This is a genomic window from Novosphingobium sp. TCA1 (assembly GCF_009811895.1).
GTDB lineage: Bacteria > Pseudomonadota > Alphaproteobacteria > Sphingomonadales > Sphingomonadaceae > Novosphingobium > Novosphingobium panipatense_A.
The window spans coordinates 69,430-89,761 of the sequence record NZ_BLJH01000011.1 but is presented as its reverse complement, the minus strand read 5'-3'; the positions used below and the strand labels follow the sequence as shown (position 1 = coordinate 89,761).

The 20,332-nt window shown below is 66.8% G+C and carries 15 protein-coding genes; 4 read left to right on the top strand and 11 right to left on the bottom strand.

Going from position 1 to position 20,332, the window contains the following annotated elements; all coding sequences use genetic code 11:
* Positions 1-161 precede the first annotated feature (161 nt).
* From NTCA1_RS14155 to tsaD, 5 genes are all read right to left on the bottom strand, one after another.
* Positions 162-758: a hypothetical protein gene (locus tag NTCA1_RS14155; protein WP_159831032.1), complete on the bottom strand. Its 597-nt coding sequence runs from the start codon at positions 756-758 to the stop codon at positions 162-164.
* A gap of 162 nt (positions 759-920) precedes the next feature.
* Positions 921-1,643, bottom strand: a complete 723-nt coding sequence (locus tag NTCA1_RS14150; RefSeq protein ID WP_133083393.1) for an OmpA family protein — start codon at positions 1,641-1,643, stop codon at positions 921-923.
* Positions 1,644-1,731: 88 nt separating this feature from the next.
* The gene (locus NTCA1_RS14145; protein ID WP_236549326.1) at positions 1,732-3,255 is read right to left on the bottom strand and encodes a lipopolysaccharide biosynthesis protein; all 1,524 of its coding nucleotides are present in this window, start codon (positions 3,253-3,255) and stop codon (positions 1,732-1,734) included.
* A complete protein-coding gene (locus tag NTCA1_RS14140) occupies positions 3,252-4,259 on the bottom strand; it encodes an NAD(P)H-dependent glycerol-3-phosphate dehydrogenase (protein WP_159830978.1) in 1,008 nt (335 codons plus the stop codon). The genes NTCA1_RS14145 and NTCA1_RS14140 overlap by 4 nt, the downstream gene beginning before the upstream one ends.
* Positions 4,256-5,290, bottom strand: coding sequence for a tRNA (adenosine(37)-N6)-threonylcarbamoyltransferase complex transferase subunit TsaD (tsaD, locus tag NTCA1_RS14135; protein WP_159830977.1), 1,035 nt, complete (start codon positions 5,288-5,290; stop codon positions 4,256-4,258). The genes NTCA1_RS14140 and tsaD overlap by 4 nt, the downstream gene beginning before the upstream one ends.
* 60 nt (positions 5,291-5,350) lie before the next feature.
* Between tsaD and hemC the strand changes: the two genes are divergently transcribed.
* Genes hemC through NTCA1_RS14120 form a run of 3 tightly spaced genes read left to right on the top strand, consistent with a single transcriptional unit; the run spans position 5,351 to position 7,981 of the window.
* Positions 5,351-6,295: a hydroxymethylbilane synthase gene (gene hemC / locus NTCA1_RS14130; protein WP_159830976.1), complete on the top strand. Its 945-nt coding sequence runs from the start codon at positions 5,351-5,353 to the stop codon at positions 6,293-6,295.
* Positions 6,296-6,303: 8 nt separating this feature from the next.
* On the top strand, positions 6,304-7,011 hold the full coding sequence (locus tag NTCA1_RS14125; RefSeq protein ID WP_159830975.1) for a uroporphyrinogen-III synthase: 708 nt from the start codon (positions 6,304-6,306) through the stop codon (positions 7,009-7,011).
* A 19-nt stretch (positions 7,012-7,030) separates the two neighbouring features.
* On the top strand, positions 7,031-7,981 hold the full coding sequence (locus NTCA1_RS14120; protein ID WP_159830974.1) for a hypothetical protein: 951 nt from the start codon (positions 7,031-7,033) through the stop codon (positions 7,979-7,981).
* Between the two features lie 231 nt (positions 7,982-8,212).
* Here NTCA1_RS14120 and NTCA1_RS14115 read toward each other — a convergent pair whose 3' ends face one another.
* Positions 8,213-9,457 (bottom strand): FAD-dependent monooxygenase, encoded by a 1,245-nt coding sequence (locus NTCA1_RS14115; RefSeq protein WP_159830973.1) that lies wholly within the window; start codon positions 9,455-9,457, stop codon positions 8,213-8,215.
* Positions 9,454-11,136: an alkaline phosphatase family protein gene (locus tag NTCA1_RS14110; RefSeq protein WP_159830972.1), complete on the bottom strand. Its 1,683-nt coding sequence runs from the start codon at positions 11,134-11,136 to the stop codon at positions 9,454-9,456. Before NTCA1_RS14110 ends, NTCA1_RS14115 begins: the two co-directional genes overlap by 4 nt.
* A gap of 97 nt (positions 11,137-11,233) precedes the next feature.
* Here NTCA1_RS14110 and NTCA1_RS14105 point away from each other — a divergent pair, with 97 nt between their 5' ends.
* Positions 11,234-13,306, top strand: a complete 2,073-nt coding sequence (locus tag NTCA1_RS14105; protein WP_159830971.1) for a protein-disulfide reductase DsbD — start codon at positions 11,234-11,236, stop codon at positions 13,304-13,306.
* Here the strand turns inward: NTCA1_RS14105 and NTCA1_RS14100 are convergent.
* From NTCA1_RS14100 to NTCA1_RS14085, 4 genes are all read right to left on the bottom strand, one after another.
* Positions 13,303-13,458: a hypothetical protein gene (locus tag NTCA1_RS14100; protein WP_159830970.1), complete on the bottom strand. Its 156-nt coding sequence runs from the start codon at positions 13,456-13,458 to the stop codon at positions 13,303-13,305. The genes NTCA1_RS14105 and NTCA1_RS14100 overlap by 4 nt on opposite strands.
* Positions 13,459-13,578: 120 nt before the next feature.
* Complete coding sequence (locus NTCA1_RS14095; RefSeq protein WP_159830969.1) at positions 13,579-15,648, bottom strand: discoidin domain-containing protein; 2,070 nt, start codon at positions 15,646-15,648, stop codon at positions 13,579-13,581.
* 158 nt (positions 15,649-15,806) lie between these two features.
* On the bottom strand, positions 15,807-18,650 hold the full coding sequence (locus tag NTCA1_RS14090) for a TonB-dependent receptor (protein WP_086492916.1): 2,844 nt from the start codon (positions 18,648-18,650) through the stop codon (positions 15,807-15,809).
* Positions 18,651-18,846: 196 nt separating this feature from the next.
* On the bottom strand, positions 18,847-20,277 hold the full coding sequence (locus tag NTCA1_RS14085; RefSeq protein ID WP_159830968.1) for a family 43 glycosylhydrolase: 1,431 nt from the start codon (positions 20,275-20,277) through the stop codon (positions 18,847-18,849).
* Between the last annotated feature and the right edge of the window lie 55 nt (positions 20,278-20,332).

The window sequence follows — 20,332 nt, the reverse complement described above, 5'->3', positions numbered from 1 at the left end:
GTGCGCTTCGAGCTGCTTGAAAAATGCCTGCAAGACATTTTCTGGCGGCACCGGCCCGCGCCTCCACCCTACCACCCGCAGGATAATACCGTTGGGTGGTAGGGTGGGGGCGCGGGCCGGTGCCGCCAAAATCCGCCTGCGGCGGATTTTCAACCGAACTCTCAGAGCTTGCCGAACTTGCCTTCGTAAGCGCCGGTATCGCCGCTGGCGAGCAGGCGGGCCTGTTCCACCCAGTTGTCGCGCCGGGGACGTCCAGCAAAGGCGCCCAGCTTGCCGTCGAGCTCGTCAAGGTCGCCCTCGGTCCAGGCGGCGATCTGCGCGAAACGGGTCACGCCCAGCGAATGGAGCAGCGTCAGCATCTTGGGGCCGAGTCCCTTGATCTTGCGCAGGTCGTCCCCTTCGGCCTCTGCCGGTGCAGCAGGCGCGGGGGTCGGTTCCGGTTCGGCCGCAATGGTCTGGGGCGGCGTCTTTACCGCGTCCACTTCCTCCTGCGCGGCCACGGCGATCACTTCGCCAATGCCTGCCATCGTCCCCGCCATGGCCGGCGGATCGATATGGACCGGCGCGGCGAACTGCGCGGCGGGCGGGGCATCGTCTATCAGCGCCTGGTTACGCTGTGCGGGCGCCGCGCCTTCGTCCAGCACGTCGGGACGATGCTGGCGCGGAGCGGGCCTGGAGGCGCGCGCGAACAGCCAGTAGGCAATCGCGATGCCCACCAGCAACGCAACGACGAATATCAGCCAGTTGGCCGAAATCATTTCCACCACAACTTATCCCTTCCGGTTCCACACCAGCCAGCCGATGCCGAAACCTGCCATGTAGGTCATCAGCACCGAAACGGCCATTTCAAGCCATAGCGGCATCGGCGGCTCCTTTCATCGTAATTTGCATTCGCCCGGCAGCCCTCTCATTCCGGGCGCTCATTCAGGTCCGGGCGTATCGATCGGCGTCGGCTTGACCGGCGCCGAGGCGATCACCGAGAATTCGATGCGGCGATTGGCGGGGTCGAGCGGATCGAGCCCTGCGATCGGCGTCTTCGAACCCAGCCCGGCGGCACGCAGTCCGTCGGCGGGAATGCCCCGCCCGATCAGTGCCCAGCGCACGGATTCGGCCCGCGCCAGCGACAGCGCCTTGTTCGCCTCCGGGTTGCCGGTTGCATCGGTATGCCCGGTGACGGCGATGATGCTGCCCACGCAGGGACGCAGCGCCCGGGCCACTTCGTCCAGCAGGCGCTCGCTCACCGGGTCGATCCGGGCGCTGGCTTCGGTGAAGCGGATGGTCCGGCTGGCAAGGATCGCTTCGACGTCGTCCTGACAGCGCAGCTTGCCGGTCGCACCATCGCCTTCGCTGGACCAGCTGATGCCGCCGATCCCCGGCACGCCCGCCACGGCGGCGGCGACGCGCTTGCGGGTTTCGGAATCGAGATCCTTACCGCCCGAGAGCACCGGATGACGGGTCAGCCAGCCGTAGCGATCGCGAAAGGCCAGGTCGATGCCCGTGCCCCCGGCCTGATCGCGCACGGTTTCCGCCTCATGCTCAAGCTGGCCGATGAAGACCGTACCCTGCATGCGCGTGGCGACGAAGGAAAGCGCCAGACAAAAAGCGGCACCGGCGGCGACGATGGAAGCGCGACGGGGATTCATGGCACGAGCCTAGAGCATTTCAGCGCCGGGAGGAAACGCCCGAGACCCGAAGAGTTTGCGAAAAACCCAAGGAAAACCGGATACGCGCTCATGCCTCCTTGGTTTTCTGGAACAGCTTGCGGTCCTCGGGGCCGAAAGCCTTCTTCCAGATCACCAGGAAATAGGAACCGAGGATCGCCGGGATCCCGAAGGCCAGCTCCGCCCATTCCGGCAGGAACTCGGTCGCGAGATAGCCCATCACCACCGCGGGGGCCGCCGCCCATACCAGCGCCCAGCGCCAGTTGTTGATCGGCTCCCCGAGAAAGTCCGCCAGCATCTTCGACTTCACCAGGGAGGCGAAGCCCAGCGCCAGCATCAGCGCGGCAGCCGCCGTGGCGGCCTGGAACAGCGGGTTGTAGCCCAGTTTCTGCATCACCAGAATGCCGCCCAGCGTCAGCACCGCCTGAAGCGCGATGGTCGAGATCGAGACGACGAGATTGCGCATGCGGGCGACGTAGACGAGCGCAGCCTCGCTCACCACGGCAGTGGCGGCCACCACTTCGGCGGCGAGCAGGAACACCAGCGCGCCGGTGCCGCCCACGAACTCGCGGCCGACCAGGCCCATCACGCCCTCGCCCGGAATGCCGAGCGCCAGCGCGATACCCGCCTGGGCCGCGGTGATCCAGAAGCCGACCTGGCAGACCTGCCGGGCGATCGCGGCATAGTCCTTCTGCTTGAGATTGCGGGTGATGACCGGGCCGAGCACCGGCTCGAAACTGGTCTTGAGCTTCTGGGGCAGGCTCGCGACCTGCTGCGCCGCATAGTAGACGCCGACGGCCGAAGACGGCGCGAGGAAGCCGAGCAGGAAGATGTCCACCCGCCGCGTCGCCCACTCGATCGTGTCGGCGAGCGCGATGGGGGCAGAGCGAAGCGCCAGCTTGCGCATGTCGGTGAAGCGCGGACGCCAGCCTTGCGGAATGCCGTATTCGCGGAAGAAGGGAATGAAGGCGGTGATCGCGGCGGCCAGGACCGAACCGATATAGGCGATCGACAGGCCGCTGGCAGGCGCCAGCCAGATCATCGCCCCCGCCAGGATTGAAATCGCCCACGGCTCCACGATCGCGCGCGACCAGACGGTCGGCGTCACCCGCAGGCGATAGGCCAGCGCCGCCAGCCAGATCTCCGTCATCGTCAGCGGCGGAATGGCGATCACCATCAGCCGGTCGATCTGCGTATAGTGGCCGCCCGGGAACATCGGCGCGGGCACGAACCAGAAGAACAGTGCCGCCGCGCAGGATGCCATCAGCGCGATGATCATGCCGTCGGCGATCACATTGGCGGGATGGACCTGCCCTTCGGTATCCGAAAGGCGCTGCGCCAGACCGCGCTTCTCGCCCATCGTGCAGATCATCGAGGTCAGTTCGATCACCACCAGCGCCGAGGCGAAGCGCCCCAGCGCCGCCGGGCCGTAGACCGAGGCGCGACCGGCGATGAACAGGAACGGGATGCGCGCGGCAAGGCGCAGGAAGAACCCGAAGAGATTGGTGCGGCCGCCCTTGGCCAGCGCCGCGATATCGTCGCGCTCGCGGGCTCCCTGTTCGGCCGCGTCGCGGCCCACGATACCCTCGGTCAAGAATGCGGCTCCTGCTCGGCACGCAGCGGGCGGGCAAGAATCTGAGACACGACCTCCCCGGCGGGAGCCTTGCCTTCGAGGAGGCGGCAGACGGCCTCGGCGATCGGCATCTCGATGCCGTCGCGGCGGGCGATCTCGGCAAGGACGGGCGCGGTGGCGGCGCCTTCGGCCACCGAATTCTTGCCGGAAAGCGCCTCGGCGGCGGTCAGCCCCTGCCCGAGCGCGAGCCCGAGCGAGAAATTGCGGCTGGAAGATGAGGAACAGGTAAGCACGAGGTCTCCAAGGCCGCAAAGGCCCGAAAGCGTTTCCGCCCGCGCGCCGCGCGCCAGGCCGAAGCGCAGCATCTCGGCATAGCCGCGCGCGATCAGCGCGGCGCGGGCGTTCTGGCCGAGTTTCAGCCCGTCGACGACGCCGCAGGCGATGGCAAGCACGTTCTTGACCGCGCCGCCGATCTCGGCGCCGATCACGTCGTCGGAATAGTAGGGACGGAAAGCGGGGCGGGCGATGACGGGCGAGAGGCGCCGCCACTGCGCCTCGCCGCCCGAGCAGGCAAGCGTCACGGCCGTGGGCAGCCCGGCGGCCACTTCATGCGCAAAAGTCGGACCGGAAAGCACGGCGATCTCGGCGCCGGGCACGGCCGCGGCCGCCACTTCGGCCATGAGCCGTCCGCTGCCCGCCTCGATCCCCTTGGCGCAGAGCACCAGATCTCCGGCGAACCCGAGCGCCGGAAGGCGGAAGAGCACACCGCCCAGGAACTGCGCCGGGACGACCGCGAGCAGCACCGGCAGTGCCGCCAGCCGGGCAAGGTCGCTGGTCGCCCGCACCGTTTCGGCCAAGGCGGCGCCGGGCAGATAGGCGGCGTTGCGATGCTCGGTATTGATCCGATCGGCGAGATCGGTTTCACGCGCCCAGAGCAGGACGTCGCTGCCGTCGCCCGCAAGCGACTGCGCCAGCGCGGTGCCCCAGGCACCGGCGCCGATGACTCCAACTTGAGCCGCGCTCATGCCTTTACCCCTGCGCCACGCACGGTCTCGGCCTCGGGGTCGAGCGGCCAGCGCGGGCGCGCGGCCACGTCGAGCGGGTCGGACTGGCCCATGGCGAAGCGCTCCACGCCCGCCCAGGCGATCATCGCCGCATTGTCGGTGCAGAGCGCCAGCGGTGGCGCCACGAAATCGAGGTCGTGTTCGGAGGCCAGCGCTTCCAGCGCGCCGCGAATGGCCTTGTTGGCGGCCACGCCGCCCGCAACCACCAGGGCGTTGACCTTGCCCACCGACGCGAGCGCGCGCCGTGCCCGGTCGATCAGGCAGTCGATCGCCGCCTGCTGGAACGAGGCCGCGATATCGGCATCGGCATATTGGCCGGACTGCTTGGCGCGCATCACCGCGCTCTTCAGCCCCGCGAAAGAGAAGTGCGGCTCGTCCGAACCCTTCAGCGGGCGCGGCAGCGGCACTGCTTTCGGATCGCCCTCCAGCGCCAGCCGCTCCATGGCCGGACCGCCCGGATAGCCGAGGCCGAGCAGCTTGGCGGATTTGTCGAAAGCCTCGCCCAGCGCATCGTCGATGGTCGTGGCAAGGCGGCGGAACCTGCCCACGCCTTCGACCAGCAGGATCTGGCAGTGCCCACCCGAAACCAGCAGCAGAAGATAGGGATATTGCAGTTCGCCATCGGCAAGGCGCGGCGAAAGCGCATGGCCTTCGAGGTGGTTCACCGCGATCAGCGGCTTGCCGGTCGCCATGGCCAGCGCCTTGGCGGTGACGAGGCCGACCATGACCCCGCCGATCAGGCCCGGCCCTGCCGTAGCGGCAATCGCGTCCACTTCGTCCAGTGTCATTCCGGCGTCGGCCAAGGTGGCCTCGATCAGCGGCGCGATACGCTCGGCATGGGCGCGCGCGGCGATTTCGGGCACGACGCCGCCGTAAGGCCGATGCGCCTCGTCCTGCGAAGCGATGCGCTGGGCGAGGATCTTGCGGTCGCTGGTCACCAGTGCCGCCGCCGTCTCGTCGCACGAGCTTTCGATGCCCAGTACCGTCCGCATTCTTTCTTTCCCTGAACGACCCTTCCACTGGACGACATTGCCGGGTAGCACAACCCGCCGATGACGACGCAAACAGACACGCAAAAACAAAACTTCCGCCTTGGCACCCGCCGCTCGCCGCTGGCGATGGCGCAGGCCGAGGAAACGCGCGACCGGCTGGCCGCCGCACACGGAATCGATCCCGCGCATATAGAGATCGTTGCCGTGACCGCCAGCGGCGATCGCATACAGGATCGCGCTTTGGCGGAAATCGGCGGAAAAGCCTTGTGGACGAAGAAACTCGACGCCTGGCTGGCGAGCGGGGAAATCGACTTTGCGGTCCATTCCGCCAAGGATGTGGAGACGATTCGTCCCGAGAGCTTCACGATCGGCGCCATCCTCCCGCGTGAGGACGTCCGCGACGTGCTGGTCGGCGCCGAGAGCATCCGCGCCCTGCCGCAAGGCGCCGTGGTCGGCACCAGCGCGCCGCGCCGCGCCGCGCAGCTGCTCCATGCGCGGCCCGATTGCAAGGTCGTGACCTTCCGCGGCAATGTCGCCACGCGCCTGGCCAAGCTGGCCGCCGGGGAAGCCGACGCGACCTTCCTGGCCGCGGCCGGGCTGAAGCGCCTGGGCGAAACCGGCACCGGCCATCCGCTGGACGCGCACGACTGGCTGCCCGCCCCCGCCCAGGCCGCGATCATGGTGGAATGCCGCGCCGACGATGCGCGCACGCTTTCCTTCCTTGCCGCCGTCGATCACGCCGCGAGCCGCGCCTCGGTGCTGGCCGAACGCGCGCTGCTGGCGGGCCTCGGCGGCAATTGCCACAGCCCGATCGCCGTGCTTACCCGCCACGAAGGCGATGCGCTGGTGATGCGCGCCGCGCTCTTCAGCCCGGACGGCGCCGAAAGGGTAGAGGGCGAGGCGCGCTTCGCCGCAGGCGATGCCGAAGGTCCGGCGCGACTGGCCGCCGACCTGCTCGCCCGCGCGGTTCCCGCCATCGCGGACCACTTCGCGGGCGCCCCCTGAGGCCGGGGATGCCGCCGATCATCGTCATCCGTCCCGAACCGGGCACGTCGGCAACCGTCGCCGCAGCCAGGAAGCTCGGACTGGATGCGCAGGGCTTTCCCCTGTTTGCGGTCTCGCCGCTGGCATGGGATCCGGTAGCGCGAGAGGACGTGGACGCCCTGCTGCTCGGCAGCGCCAACGCCCTGCGCCACGGCGGCAGCAGTATCGCAGGCTATCGCGGCCTTCCCGCCTATGTGGTGGGCGCCAGAACCGCCGAGGCGGCGCGCGCGGCCGGGCTGGAGGTCGTGCAAGTGGCACGCGGCGGGCTGCAATCGGTCATGGCGGACCTCGCGCCCGGACACCGCCGCCTGCTGCGCCTCGCCGGACGCGAGCGGGTCGAACTCGTTCTTCCCGCCGGTCACACGATGATCACCCGCGAGGTCTATGCCAGCAGGCCCCGCCCCTTCCCGCCCGAACTTGCCGCCTTGCTGGAGCGGCAGGCGATCGTGCTGCTCCATTCGGGCGAGGCCGCCGCGCATTTCGCCGCCGAATGCGAACGGCTAACGATCGACCGCAGCCGGATCGCGCTGGCCTGCATAGGCCCGCGCGTGGCACATCTCGCGGGTGGGCGCACCGGCAAGGGTTGGGCCAAATCATTGAACGCGAACGCGCCCGAAGACGCCGCGCTGCTGGCCTTAGCTGCAGAGATGTGCAAAGACTTCCCCTCGGGATCGTAAACTGACAGAACCAGACTTGATGCAGGACTTCACCTCGCCGCAAAATCCTTCCACGCGCCCGCGTTCACGCGGCGGGTTGTTTTTCGTTGCCTTCATCGCGTTTCTGCTCGGCGGCGCGCTCGTCGTCTGGGCTGCACAGGACGGGCTGCTGGCCAAGCTCTTGCCGCAGCGCGGCGGAGAACAGCAGGTCCAGCCCGCACCAGAGCCCGATCCCGTGCCAAGCCCGTCGCCAGCGCTTCCGGCGGCCATGGCCCCGGCCTCGCCCGAGCAGCTGTCTTCGCTCAGTTCGGTCGAAGGGCGGCTGGCGCTGCTGGAGGACCGCCTCTCGCGCATCGATTTTCAGACCGATGCCGCGTCGGGCAATGCCGCCCGCGCCGAAGGCCTGCTGATCGCCTTCGCCGCCCGCCGCATGGTCGATCGCGGCGAGCCGCTCAGCTACGTGGCCGACCAGCTGCGCCTGCGCTTCACCAATGCCCAGCCGCGCGCCGTGCAGGCGGTGATCGAATTCTCCAAGAACCCCGTCACCATCGACGAGCTTTCCGCCCGCCTCGAAGCGCTCTCGCCCGAACTCAGCGAAACGCAGAGCGATGAAAGCCTCTGGCAGAAGGCGCGCCGCGAACTGTCCAGCCTCTTCGTGGTACGCCGCGAATCCTCGACGCTGCTGACGCCCACCGCACGCATCGACCGCGCCCGCCTGATGCTGACGGCGCGCCGGATCGGCAATGCCATCAGCGAAGTCGAACGCCTGCCCAACGCCCAGGCCGCGCAGACCTGGATCGCCGACGCCCGCCGTTATCAGGACGTGCAGGACGCGCTCAACTTGCTCGAAACCACCGCCATGCTCGAACCGCGCCGCCTGACGGATGCCGAAGGCCATGTCGTGGACCAGCCGAGCCCGCTGGCAACGCCCGGCGCGCTGCCGACCGACGAGCCTTCGGCGGATGCCTCGGAAGGCGTGTTGCCCGAGTAGGAACAGGCTAGGGTGCGAGGGTAAAAGCCCTTGCGCTCCACTAACTGTCGGGCGCGGCGCCCGGCACGCTTCGTTGCACCTACATACCACCGTCATCCTGAACTTGTTCCAGGATCCATCGTGCCGAGCGACCCACCGTCGATGGTCAGAAATGGATCCTGAGCCGAAGGCCAGCGAAGCTAAACAAGTTCAGGATGACGCGGCTTTTTGCTCCAACGTCGTTCTGATCTACTACCCCTGCAACAGCTCCGGCAGCTGGCCCGACATGCCCCGCGCCTCGTCCATGAAGAAGCGCTTGAGGCCGGGCAGGCGCTGGACCGCACCCATGCCGAGACGGCGCGCGGCACTGGGCAGGCGGCCGGGAATGCCGAACAGGCGGGTCAGCCCGTCGGTCACCGACATGACCATGAAAGTATCGAGGCTGCGCCACTTCTCGTAGCGGGCCAGAAGCTGCGCGTCGCCGGGTTCGAGGCCCAGGCGCATCCCCTCGGTCAGCACCCCCACCAGCGCACCGACATCGCGCAGGCCGAGGTTGAGGCCCTGCCCGGCGATCGGGTGCATGCCGTGGGCGGCATCGCCGATCACCGCGAGGCGCTCGTCGATGACATGGCCCGCATGGTGGAAACGCAGCGGATAGCTCATGCGCGGGGCGGAGAGCGAGATCCTGCCGAGCACGCCGTGCATGCGGCTTTCCACTTCGTGGAGGAACATCGCGTCCGGCATGGCGATGATCCCGGCCGCATCCTTTTCCGCCACGGTCCAGACGAGCGCGCTGCGGTGGCGGCCCTGATCGTCGTCGAGCAGCGGCAGCAGCGCGAAAGGCCCGGCGGGATAGAAGATTTCCCAGGCGGTGTTCTCGTGCGACTTCTCGTGGAACAGCCCGGTCACCATGGCGCGGTGGTGATAGTCCCACTTGGCCAGCGAGAACCCGGCCTCATCGCGGGTGGGCGACTGGCGCCCCTCGGCGGCGACCAGAAGACTGGACCTGAGCAGGCGGCCGTCCGAAAGCTCCACCTCCACGCCGTGCGGCCCGCGATCCCGGCGCACGGCCTCGGTGCGGACGTGCCAGGCAATGTTCCTTTCCTCACGCGCGGCGGCGAAAAGCGCGAGGCGCAAGTCGCGGTTGGCGAACATGCGGCCCAGCGAGCCTTCCTCGGGCTTGGGCGTGAAGTCGATCCGGCCCGGCTTCATGGAATCAGTGACGGCGATCGAATCGATCGGGCAGCCCAGATCCTTGAGCGCAGGCGCGAGGCCGATGTTGGTGAAGAGGTTCCAGCTCGCCGTCGATATGGCCGAGGCGCGGCCATCCGCGCCCTCGGCAGTCAGATCGGCCGGGTCGGCCCGGTCGATCACATGGCTGGTGATACCCGCCCGGGCAGCGGCAAGCGCCAGCGTCATGCCGACGAGGCCGCCGCCCAGGATGGTCAGGTCGCGGTATTCCGCCTTTTGGTCTTGTGTCGCTGCAGAGTCGTTCATCGACGGCAGCTATCGGCCTCTCCGGCGTCGATGTCGAGACACCTTCCGTCCCAGGTGCCGGCAGGCGCGGTCAGGCCCACGGTGGCGGCGAGGGTCGGCGCGATGTCCACCGTCTCCACCGGGGTGGGTTGCTCGAAGCCCACCATGCCCTTGCGCCAGAACAGCATCGGTACGCGGCGGTCATAGTCCCAGGGGCTGCCATGCGAGGCCACCTTGAAGGGCGCGGGCTTGCCGGGCACGACGCCGCGCACCGTCAGCATCTGCACTTCGCCCGAGCGGCCCGGCACGAAGGAGGCGCGGACCTTCTGTTCCATGGTCCAGTCCTGCGGGCTGCCCTTGGGCTCGGGCCACTGCATGATCTGGTCCTGCGTATAGACCGCAGCGATCTGCGGATTGGCCTTCAGGCGGGCGACGAGCGCGGCCATGACCTTCTGCTTCTGCTCCGCCGTCAGTTCGGACGAGAACCAGACGCTGCCTGCCTCGCCCGCGCCGTAGAACAGCGGGCCATTTTTCACAGTAACGCCGGTATCCTGCGAAACGGCGGCGGCAAGTTCCTTGGCCGAAAGCGCCGGATCGATGCGGGTAGCCTCGGGGTTGCCGCGGAGCTTCTGGCGCTCGGGCGCATCGAATCCGCCATGGTCGGCGCTGAGCACGACCTCGTAGTCGATCCCGCGCGCATCGAGGCCGCTGAACAGAGTGGCCAGCGCTTCGTCGAGCACGTTCATCTGGATGCACATTTCCACCCCCTCGGTGCCGAAGGCATGGCCGACCTTGTCGGTGGCCGAGAAGCTGACCGAAAGCACGTCCGGCACGGCATCCTTGCCCATGCCCAGTTCGTCCACCATGCGCACGGCCATCTCGGCGGTGGCGGTGTCGATCCGGGGGCCATTGGAATAGGCCTTGAAGTCGCCCGCCGCCAGCGGGAAGCGGTAAGTGCCGATGGTGAAGTCCTTGATCGGCGTGGCCCGGTCTACCCGGCCGCACCAGCCTGGCACCGTCAGGTCGCCGTCACCGGCAGCGACGCGCTGGGCCATTACCGCGTTCTGGGCCTCCACGGCCTTGCTGATCTTCCTGTTTTCGAACGTGGTGAAGCCCTTGGCGCCGATCCAGTAGACGGCATCCGTGTCATGGCCGCTCATCATCACGGCGGCGCGGTCCTTGGCGGAAACGGCCGCATTGATCGTCTTCGGATCGCGCTTCTTCATGAGGTCGCCCAGCGTGGGGGCCTTGAGGTGGACGGGGCTGACCACCGGATTGTCAGGCGTGGACCTGGGATTGGTCTCATCCTCGACGCAGTAGACTTCCTTTTCCGCGCGGGCGATGCCGGGCTGATACCACGAGTTCGCGGTAATGCCGGTGCGCGAGGGGTGAACGCCGGTGAGCAGCGTGGAGTGGCCGGGGCAAGTCTCGGTCGCCGCGTGCGACTGGAAGCCCGAGGCAAAGACCGCGCCTTGCAGCAACCGGGTGAAGCCCTTGGTGAAATGCTGGCGATACTGCGCGAAGAGATCGGCGGAGAACTGGTCCACCGAGATCGCCACGATCAGCTTCGGCGGGGCCTGCGGTGCCGGAGCGGCGGCGGGAGCAGGCGCGGCCGGTGCTTCCTGCGCCATGGCGGGGGCCGAGACGGCAAGAGCCGCGATCAGGGCCAGCGGAGCAAGCGACGGGGAAAGCAGGCGCATCGGGGGTCTTCCTTGAAATCTGGGTGCAATCGGCGCAGATGCAGCGATGTCTGGAATGCGCGCGCGACGCAAGCGCCACCCAACGCACGGGAGTCTCATGGAAAAGCGCCGCTATCGCCTGTTTATGGCACTCATGTGTCAGTTGCTGGCGCTCATGCTTTCACCCGCCCTCGCCGCAGCGGCGCCCGCGCATATCGCGGCCGAACTGGTGGCCGGTCCTGCCGCCGCACCGGGCGGCGAAACGACGATCGCCATCCACATGAAGCCCGAAAAGGGCTGGCACGGCTACTGGTCCAACCCCGGCGACGCGGGCCTCGGCATGCAGCTCGACTGGACCCTGCCCGAGGGGGCCAAGGCCGGAAATCCACGCTATCCGGTGCCGCAGACGCTGGTCGTCTCCGGGCTGATGAATCACGTCTACGAGAGCGACTACGCCATTCTCGTGCCCTTCACTGTGCCCTCCGGCGCCATGCCGGGCAGCCGCATCCCCGTGCATCTTCGCGCCCAGTGGCTGGCCTGCACCGAACAGATCTGCGTGCCCGAACAGGTCGATCTGGCGGTGGAAGTGCCGATCGCCGCCAAAGCCGCCACAGAAGCTGCCGCCGAGTCCGACCCGCGCTTCGCGGAATGGCAACGCCGCCTGCCTGCCCCGCTCGATGCGCAAGGCACGTTCAGCCTCGACGATAGCACGGTGCGCATCGCCATTCCCCTCCCCGCCTCCACCCCGCTGGAAGGCCCCCATGTCTTCGTGGGCGAGGACAAGCTGATCGACTATGCGGGCGCGCAGCAGTTCGCCTGGAAGGGCGACATGCTGATCGTCACCCTGCCCCGCGTCAAACTGGACCCGCGCGGGTCGGACAGCCTGACCGGCGTTCTGCGCCTCAACGGCGCTGGAGACGGCATCGCCTTCTCGGCGCGCCCCGGCACGGTTCCTGCTGGCGGAACACCGATCCCCAGCGACGCGGCCGCTCCCGAACTGCCCTCTCTTCCGCTGCTCCTGCTCGCCGCGCTGGCGGGCGGGCTGCTGCTCAATGTCATGCCCTGCGTCTTCCCGATCCTGAGCCTCAAAGCCCTCAGCCTCGCCCGCGCGGGCGAGAGCGAGGCTCATGCCCGGATCGAGGGACTGGCCTATGCGACGGGCGTGATCCTTGCCTGCCTCGGCCTCGGCGCCTTGCTGCTGGCGCTGCGGGCGGGCGGCGAGCAGGTGGGCTGGGCGTTCCAGCTGCAGGAGCCACTGGTCGTCGCCGGCCTGCTGGTCCTGGCGGCGGCAATCACCGCCAACCTGCTGGGGCTGTTCGAATTTGCCGTGCCGGGCTTTGCCGCGGGCGGTTCCCCTTCCAACTTCACGCGGGGCGCCTTCGCGACGGGATTGCTCGCCGCGTTCGTCGCTACGCCCTGCACCGGGCCCTTCATGGCAAGCGCCATGGGCGCGGCGCTGCTACTGCCGGTTCTGCCCGCGATGAGCCTATTCGCCGCGCTCGGGCTCGGCATTGCCCTGCCGTTCCTGGCCGTCGCTTTCGTGCCCGCGCTCCGCAGACGCATGCCAAGGCCCGGGGGCTGGATGGTGACGTTCCGCCGCTGGATGGCATTGCCCATGGGCCTCACCGCGCTCGCCCTCGCATGGCTGACCTGGAAAGTCGGCGGAACGGGCTTCGTGCTGGCGGCTCTGGCCGCGTTGCTGCTCGTGCTCGCCGCGCTTCTTGTGGCGGGCAAGGCGCAGCGCCGGGGCAAGTCGGCACAGTCGCCCGCGCTGGTAGCCGCCGCCCTCGCCGTGATCGCGCTCCCCCTGCTGCCGCAGCCCGCGCCGCCCTCGACAACCTCGGAATCGCTGCTGGCCGCGAAACCCTTTAGCGAAAAGGCCCTTGCCGAGGCACGGGCCTCGGGCAAGCCGGTCTTCGTGTGGATGACCGCCGACTGGTGTCTGACCTGCAAGGTCAACGAACAAGTCGCCATCGAGCGCGAAGATACCCGCGCCGCTTTCGAAAAAGCCGGTGTCGTCGTGCTGCGCGGAGACTGGACGCGGCGCGATCCCGAGATCACCCGCTACCTCACCGCCCAAGGCGCCGCCGGGGTTCCGCTCTACGTCTGGTACGCGGGCGGCTCCGGCAAGGCCGAGCAATTGCCGCAAGTGCTGACGCCGGAGCTGCTCGCAGGGAAAGCCGGCGCCTAAGAGGTCTCGTGCTTGAAAAGCCCCATGAACAGCACCGCGCAGGCTATATGCGCGGCGGCGATACCGGCCATCCAGCCGGGCATCAGGGTCGAAAGACCTGCGAAGCACGAAGTGGCCGCAGCGAACGAGGCGAAGGGATAGCCGTGAGACATGCTCTCAGAAAGCTGCCTCCGCGGTTAATTCCAGTTAGCCGGACAGGGTTTCCTTCGGCTTAACGAAAGAAAATTCCGGCAGCCCTGTCGTGATCTCGACAGGACTGCCGGAAGGGTAACTCAGCGGACGAAAGCCTTGAGCTCGGCCAGACGGATCGCCTTCCTGCCCGCAGGCGTCATCACCACGCGGATGCGCTCGGCCTGAACCGGGGTCCAGTTCAGCCGCGTCACGCCGTTCGCCAGGGGCGCGGCGGCAGGCATGGCCACAGTCTGCCAGCGACCGTTCTGCCAGGCCTCGATGCGGACCTTGCGAGGGGCCGCGAACTTTCCGCCGTCCGCGAAGAAGGCCAGTTCCGTGGCGCCCAGCGTGACCGTCTTGCCGAAGTCCACTGCATACCACTGCTCGGCAGGCCCTGCGGCCGAATCCCAGCCGTTCGGCAGTTCGGGATAGAACCAGGCACGGCCGTCGATACCGTCGTGGAGGTTTTCCGCCTCGCTGCCCGAAGAGGCGCTCGCCTTGGGGAAGTTTTCGCGCACCAGTTGCACGGCCAGGTTCGTTTCGCGCACCACGGGCACATTGGCCTTGCGCGCCAGCGGCACTTCGATGCGGCCGAGATCGGCACGATGCGCCACTTCGCTGCCGTCCACCGTGATCGTCAGCCCCTTGCGGCCATAGCGCTTGCCGTCGGCATCCCAGGTCACCGAGACCTGATGGCCGTGGTAGGGCACGCGCTCGATATGGAACCAGCCTAGCGCCTGCGGATCGCCCGCAGCCGGCAGCAGCGGGTTCACTTCCAGCACGTCGTCCGCGCGTGGGCGGATGCCGACCAGGCCAGTCAGGATCAGGTCGAGATAGCCGGAGTGGAAATAGTGGTGGCTGCGGTCCAGCCCGACGATCGGCTTGCCGGTCTCGGGATGGTAGTCCTCCTCAAGGTCCAGCCGCCCGTTCTTGCCATCGCCCTGATGGTGAAGCTGCGTGTACTGGCGCAGCAGGCGCATGTAGTCGCTGCGCGTCACCGGGCCTTTCTGGCCGTAATGGTCGAGCAGGTTGGCCATGCCGGTCAGGACCTGGGTGGTCTGGTAAGGCCAGATCGGGCCGTTCCACTGGCACTCGGGCGCAGAGCCGAGATAGCGGTACTGGCGCATGTAGTATTCGTAGTTCTGCTCGACCGTCCGCATGCCCGCCTTCCCCGCAAGCGCATTCGGATCGAGCAGATGCGCCCATGCGCCGGAATACTTCGCCTCGTCCGGGACAAGGTCGAACATCCACGGCAGGTAACCCACCAGTTCACGGTTACGGATCTGGTCCCAATACTTCACATACTCGTTATCGACCTGGTATCGGTCCACGAAATGGCCCAGCTTCGGGCTCCACAGGTCCTCCAGCACGCGCGTGCGCAGCGCTTCGGCGCGGTCGGCGTACTCCTTCGCCATGGCCGTGTCGCCCGCCATTTCCGCCATGCGCGAGAGCGCGCGGGCATTGGCGAACATGTAGCTATTGACCGAGGGGCGGAAGGAATCGCCGCCCCGGAACCCATCCTTGCCGCCCGAGGCGTCGATCGAGGAAACGGTGTACTCGGTCGCGTCCAGCAGGGGTTCGACGAAGTAGAGTCCCTTGGTGAAATCGAACTTCTCGTCCCACAGGCGGTAGATATGCCGCATGGTCTTGAGGTGCGCGAGCACGGCATTGCGGTCGCCGTCGACCAGATAGCGGCCCCAGACCGAGTCCGCCATGTGATCGGTAAAGTGGCGGTCGTTGCCGCCCTCGTACATGAAGTCGATGTAGTCGGCCGTAAAGCGGCGGTCGTTCAGCCAGCGGCCTTCGGCGATATGGAAGCCGCTGGCGTCGTTGAGGCTGGCGAAGGGATGGCGCTGCCAGTCCACGTCGTCCGCGAACTCGGTGGTGATATAGCCCTGCGCGCCCAGATCGCGCTGATGCGCCCGGAACAGGCCCCAGCGATAGTAGTAGACGCCATCGATCTTCGGATCGGCGCTTTCGAAGAAGGGAATGCGCTGTTCGTACCAGGCCGCATCGTTGCCGAAGCGGGCCTTGGCGATGGCAGCGGCATCGAGCCGGGGAGAGGTCGCTGCGGAGACCGTCGTTGAAGAAGAAGACGCGGCAAGCGGCACGCTGGCCCCGCTCGCAAGAAGTGCCGCGGTGGCGAGGATCGTCCGAATATTTCCGCGCATCGTTACCCCTTCATGGTCTGGCGAGCGTCAGCAGATGCAAGAATAAAAATGGCGGCCGTCCCTGCCGGGCCTGTGTTGGGAGAGGAACCCGGCAAGAAACGGCCGCCCGTGGCAGGCCGCGACGCGGAATGGCGTGCGTCGCGACCTGCTTTTTCAGGTCAGAACTTGAAGCGGACGCCGAGCGCGAAAGTGCGATCGATCAGCAGCGTGCTCGAGTTCATCGTCTGCGGACCACCGGCATCCTCGAACTTGTAGTAGTTCTGCTGCTTCGACTTGGTGATGTTCACCGCGTCGAAGGTCAGGCCGATGTCCTTGGTCACGTTGTAGGTGAGCTGGAAGTCCAGGCTCTTTTCAGGCTTGCGCCACATGCCGATCGGGTTGGCGAAGGCACGCGCCTCGTTGTTGTTGAGGAAGCCCTTGCGCCACACGTAGGAGAGACGTGCGCCGACCGGACCGCGCTCGTAAGCCAGCGTGGCGTTGTACGAGAACTTCGAAACCGCGAAGAAGGCCGACTTGGTCAGGACCGTGTTGCCGGCCGCGTCGGTTTCGGGGATCGTCTGCTCGGAGTCGAGGATCGTCGCGCTGCCCTGGAAGCCCAGGCCGTCGAGGATGCTCGGCAGGTAGGTCGGGAAGTAAGTCAGGCCGATTTCCACGCCCTTGAGCACACCGTCGGACGCGTTGGTCGGACGGGTGACCTGGAAGTAGTCGGTAGCCGTGCTGCCCTGGATGTTGTTGTTCGGGATGTACTCAAGTGTCGTGAGCGGAACCACCAGGCCCTGGATTTCGCGGCGGAAACCAGTGACGTAGATCGCGCTGTTGCGCTCGAAGTACCATTCCAGCGCGAGGTCGAAGTTCTTCGACGTCGTCGACTTCAGGTTCGCGTTCCCGGCGCTGCCGGTGCCGAAGCCCAGACCCGAAAGGTCGCCCGTGAGGGTCACGTTCGGGTTGAGGTCGCCGAAGGCCGGACGACGCAGGGTTTCGCCGTAGTTGAAGCGCAGACGCAGGGTCGGCGTGATCTCGTAGCGGGCGGTGAAGCTCGGCAGGAACTTCACTTCGCCGGTCGAGACGCCCGTACGTGCAAAGCCGTTGTAGCGATCGAAGTAGTTGTAGTCGGTATCGATCGCGACCATGCGCACGCCGCCTTCGACCATGAGCGGACGGCCGAAGATCTCGACTTCGCCATCGGCCAGCAGGTACGCGGAGAGCGTGACTTCGTTGATGTCGAAGACGCGGCCGAACGACATCTGATCGGACAGCAGCAGGTTCGGATTGATTGCCTGGTACATCGAACGGATGGCATCGGCGTTCTTGTAGAGCGCCGGGCCATTGGCCAGAACCCAGCTGGTCGGAACATCGGCGCGGCCGTCGAAGAAGCCGCTGTTGGTGAAGGTATAACCGTCACCCAGATCGGCCAGCGAAGTGTTCAGAGCGCCTGCGCTCTGTTCGCGAACGAAAGTGCTGGCCTTGCGGTTGTCGTAGCGGAAGCCCGCCTTGATGCGGCGCAGGAAGCCTTCGTCCCAGTCGTAATGACCGTCGAGCATGAAGGTCCAGGCGTTGCCCTTGCTCTTGTTGCCGTTGTCGAACAGGTCGCCAACGGTCCAGGCGCTGGGGTCGGTGAGGACTTCGGGGGTGCCGAAGCTGTACGACGGGATGCCGCCGCCGCTGTTGAAATCGACGTCAAGGTCCAGCGGGCCACGGTTGGTGCGCATGGCGAAGAACGAGGTCTCGTTCGTGCTGTCCTGGTAGGTCAGGTCGGCCGTGATCTTGCCGCGATCACCGACGTCCCAGTCGGCATTCAGGGCGTAGACGTAGCTGTCGGTCTTGTTGGTGGCGTAGTCGGCGCTGTTGAAGCCGGCGACGCTGCCCATCTGGCGCGACTTGACGATGTTGGTGCCGTCATAGAGCTCGAAAGTCGAACCCGGATTGGAACCCAGGTCGCCCCACCAGTCGGCGTAGCTGAACATCATCGAGTTGAAGGTGTTGCCGCGGAAGCCGGTGTAGTAGAATTCGGCCGTGTAGGTCGAACGGTCGTTCGGTGCCCACTGCAGCGCGGCATTGATCGAGGGACGCTCACGCTTACCGTAAAGGTCCGAGCTGATCACCGCATCGCGCGACAGGTAGTAGGGAACGTCGACGCCGTCGATGTTCAGCGTCGAACCCGGCGTGGTCGGCAGACCCGCGTTCAGGCCCGGAGTCCAGTACGGATTGTTCGGGTCGGTGTTCGGGAAGATGCGCTGCAGCGGCGTGAGCCAGGTACCCGAAGGCGGGTTCTCGGTGGCAAACGGCACAAGCGCACCCGCCTGGACGTTCATGTTGCGATACTTGGCGCGCGTGTAGCTGCCGTTGATCAGGAAGCCAATCTCACCGATGCCGGTTTCGAAGCGGTCGCTGACCAGCAGCGCCACGTTGGGGTTAACTTCGTCTGCCAGCTCACTGTAGATGCCGCGCGCTAGGCCGGAAACGGTGAAACCGTCGAAGTCGAACGGACGACGCGTGGCGACGTCGATCTGGCCCGCGAGGCCGAATTCGAGCTGGTCGGCCGAACGGGTCTTGTAGACGTCGATCTTGCGTACGAGGTTCGCCGAAACGTCCTGAAGCGCGAACGAAGTACCTGCCGCGGTGAAGATGTTGCGGCCGTTCCAGGTGGTGACGGGATCGGAAAGGCCGCGAATGGTGATCGTCGCGGTTTCGCCGCCGGCACGGTCGGTGACCTGGATACCGGTCACACGCTGGAGCGCCTCGACGACGTTGTTGTCCGGCAGCTTGCCGACGTCTTCAGCCACGATCGAGTCGACGATCTGGATGTTGTCCTTGCGGCTGTTGATGGCGCCGACGATCGAGGCGCGCACACCGGTGACGATGATGTCTTCGGCAGTGGCTTCGCCTTCGTCGGCCGACTGCGGAGCGGCTTCCTGCGCGGTCGCTTCCTGGGCCTGGGCGACGGTGGCGAGGCTCAGTGCGAAAACGGATGCGGTGCAGAAAGCGAATGGCTTGAATGCCATGGATCAACCCTCCCATTGGGGCTGGCCCATACCATGCCCCTTCAATTACTCGGACTAATTATTAGTCTGACTAATCGCTTGCAAGCGGAAAAGCGGGAGGGCGGCGAAAAACCTCGGGGAGGTGTGGCAGAATGGTCGCAGAACCGCCCGGAAAGCATGCTTCCCGGACGGTCTTTGTCTGACTTGTTGCGGGCTTTTATCCGACGATCCAGCTTGTCGCCGGGTCGTTCTTGTCGGCCAGCCTGATGGCATCGCCGGAGAACGCGAGCGCCTTCGACGAATCGGACTTCGCCACGAAGCGCACGGTGTCCTTGGCTTCCCCCGCCTCGCGCAGGAACTGGCCTGCTTCGCCAAGCGGCGCGACCGACACGGCGCCGTCCTTGCCGACCGCAAAGCCGTGGTCCCGCAGCAGGATCGGCGAAAGCTGTACCGCTCCATCAGCGCCGGCGATCTCGCGGAACTGGGTCTGCGCGATCGGCAGGCCCTTGGCGAGCATGAGCTTCGTGCCGTCATGGCCGAGCATCACGTCGCGGCGCACGGCGGGGGAGAACCGCTCGGGCAGCGCGCCGTTGCCGACCGGAACACCGAAGTCCGGCGCGCCGTTCGCATCGTAATAGATGCGCTGGACGCGGGTGTGGCGATCGGGGTTGAGCAGCGGGTCGCCTTCGATCTTCTCGTAGTCGCGGCCGTGATAGACGAGGATGTCGTTGCCGTTCTCATCCACCGTGAAGCTGTTGTGGCCAGGGCCGTAGACCGAGGTTTCGACATTGGTGGCGAAGACCGGCTTCTGCGACTTGGTCCAGGCCTTCGGATCCATGAGGTTCGCGTTCTCATCGATAGTCAGCATGCCGAGGCAATAGACGGCGCCGGTGCCGCTGGCCGAGTAGGTCATGAACAGGCGGCCGTTGCGTGCCAGCACCGCCGGGGCTTCGGCCACCTTGTAGGCGCGGGTTTCCCAGTCGAGCGTCGGCACGGTAAGGCGCACCGGCTCGGCCGAAAGGGTCAGCGCATCCTTCATCGGCGCGAGATAGAGGTTGGAATTGGTGTCGATGCCCTCCTCGCGCTGGGCCCAGGCGAAATAACGCTGGCCCTTGTGCGTGAAGACGGTGGAATCGAGGTTGAAGCTGTCCCACGGCATCTTGAATTCGCCCAGGACCGACCACTTGCCGGTCATCGGGTCGGCGCCGTCGCAGCCGATCGCATACGTGCGGATGCGGAACACGTCCTCGCCGCCGCCGCTCGGGCCTGCCGCGAAGTACATCACCCATTTGCCGTCCACCAGGTGCAATTCGGGCGCCCAGAGGAAGCCGGACATCGGCCCGGTCTTCTCATGGCGCCAGAGCACGCGCTCCTCGGCCGTGGCAAGGCCGGCCAGCGTCTTCGAACGGCGCAGGATCAGACGGTCGTACTCGGGGACCGAGCCGGTGAGATAGTAGTAGCCGTCCTCGTGGCGGAAGACCTGGGAATCGGCGCGGTTCTTGACCAGCGGGTTGATCGGCCCCTTGAGCGGATCGACCGGCGCGCCCTTTTCGCCGCCGCCGATCGCGGTATCGGCGGCGCGGTTGCAGGCGATGGGAAGCAGGGCGGCGCTGGCGGCGAAGGCCCGGCGCGAAAGGGAAAAGTTCATGTCATCCTCTCCGATATTCCTGATTCGTGGCGCCGGACATTCTGCCCGGCGATAG

Excerpts from the sequence above, each read along its gene's own strand:
- NTCA1_RS14095 (WP_159830969.1), bottom strand. The coding sequence starts at position 15,648 with ATGCGCGGAAATATTCGGACGATCCTCGCCACCGCGGCACTTCTTGCG.
- NTCA1_RS14125 (WP_159830975.1), top strand. The coding sequence starts at position 6,304 with ATGCCGCCGATCATCGTCATCCGTCCCGAACCGGGCACGTCGGCAACC.
- NTCA1_RS14085 (WP_159830968.1), bottom strand. The coding sequence starts at position 20,277 with ATGAACTTTTCCCTTTCGCGCCGGGCCTTCGCCGCCAGCGCCGCCCTG.
- NTCA1_RS14140 (WP_159830978.1), bottom strand. The coding sequence starts at position 4,259 with ATGAGCGCGGCTCAAGTTGGAGTCATCGGCGCCGGTGCCTGGGGCACC.
- NTCA1_RS14110 (WP_159830972.1), bottom strand. The coding sequence starts at position 11,136 with ATGCGCCTGCTTTCCCCGTCGCTTGCTCCGCTGGCCCTGATCGCGGCT.
- NTCA1_RS14150 (WP_133083393.1), bottom strand. The coding sequence starts at position 1,643 with ATGAATCCCCGTCGCGCTTCCATCGTCGCCGCCGGTGCCGCTTTTTGT.
- hemC (WP_159830976.1), top strand. The coding sequence starts at position 5,351 with ATGACGACGCAAACAGACACGCAAAAACAAAACTTCCGCCTTGGCACC.
- NTCA1_RS14100 (WP_159830970.1), bottom strand. The coding sequence starts at position 13,458 with ATGTCTCACGGCTATCCCTTCGCCTCGTTCGCTGCGGCCACTTCGTGC.
- NTCA1_RS14120 (WP_159830974.1), top strand. The coding sequence starts at position 7,031 with ATGCAGGACTTCACCTCGCCGCAAAATCCTTCCACGCGCCCGCGTTCA.
- NTCA1_RS14115 (WP_159830973.1), bottom strand. The coding sequence starts at position 9,457 with ATGAACGACTCTGCAGCGACACAAGACCAAAAGGCGGAATACCGCGAC.
- NTCA1_RS14155 (WP_159831032.1), bottom strand. The coding sequence starts at position 758 with ATGATTTCGGCCAACTGGCTGATATTCGTCGTTGCGTTGCTGGTGGGC.
- NTCA1_RS14090 (WP_086492916.1), bottom strand. The coding sequence starts at position 18,650 with ATGGCATTCAAGCCATTCGCTTTCTGCACCGCATCCGTTTTCGCACTG.
- NTCA1_RS14105 (WP_159830971.1), top strand. The coding sequence starts at position 11,234 with ATGGAAAAGCGCCGCTATCGCCTGTTTATGGCACTCATGTGTCAGTTG.
- tsaD (WP_159830977.1), bottom strand. The coding sequence starts at position 5,290 with ATGCGGACGGTACTGGGCATCGAAAGCTCGTGCGACGAGACGGCGGCG.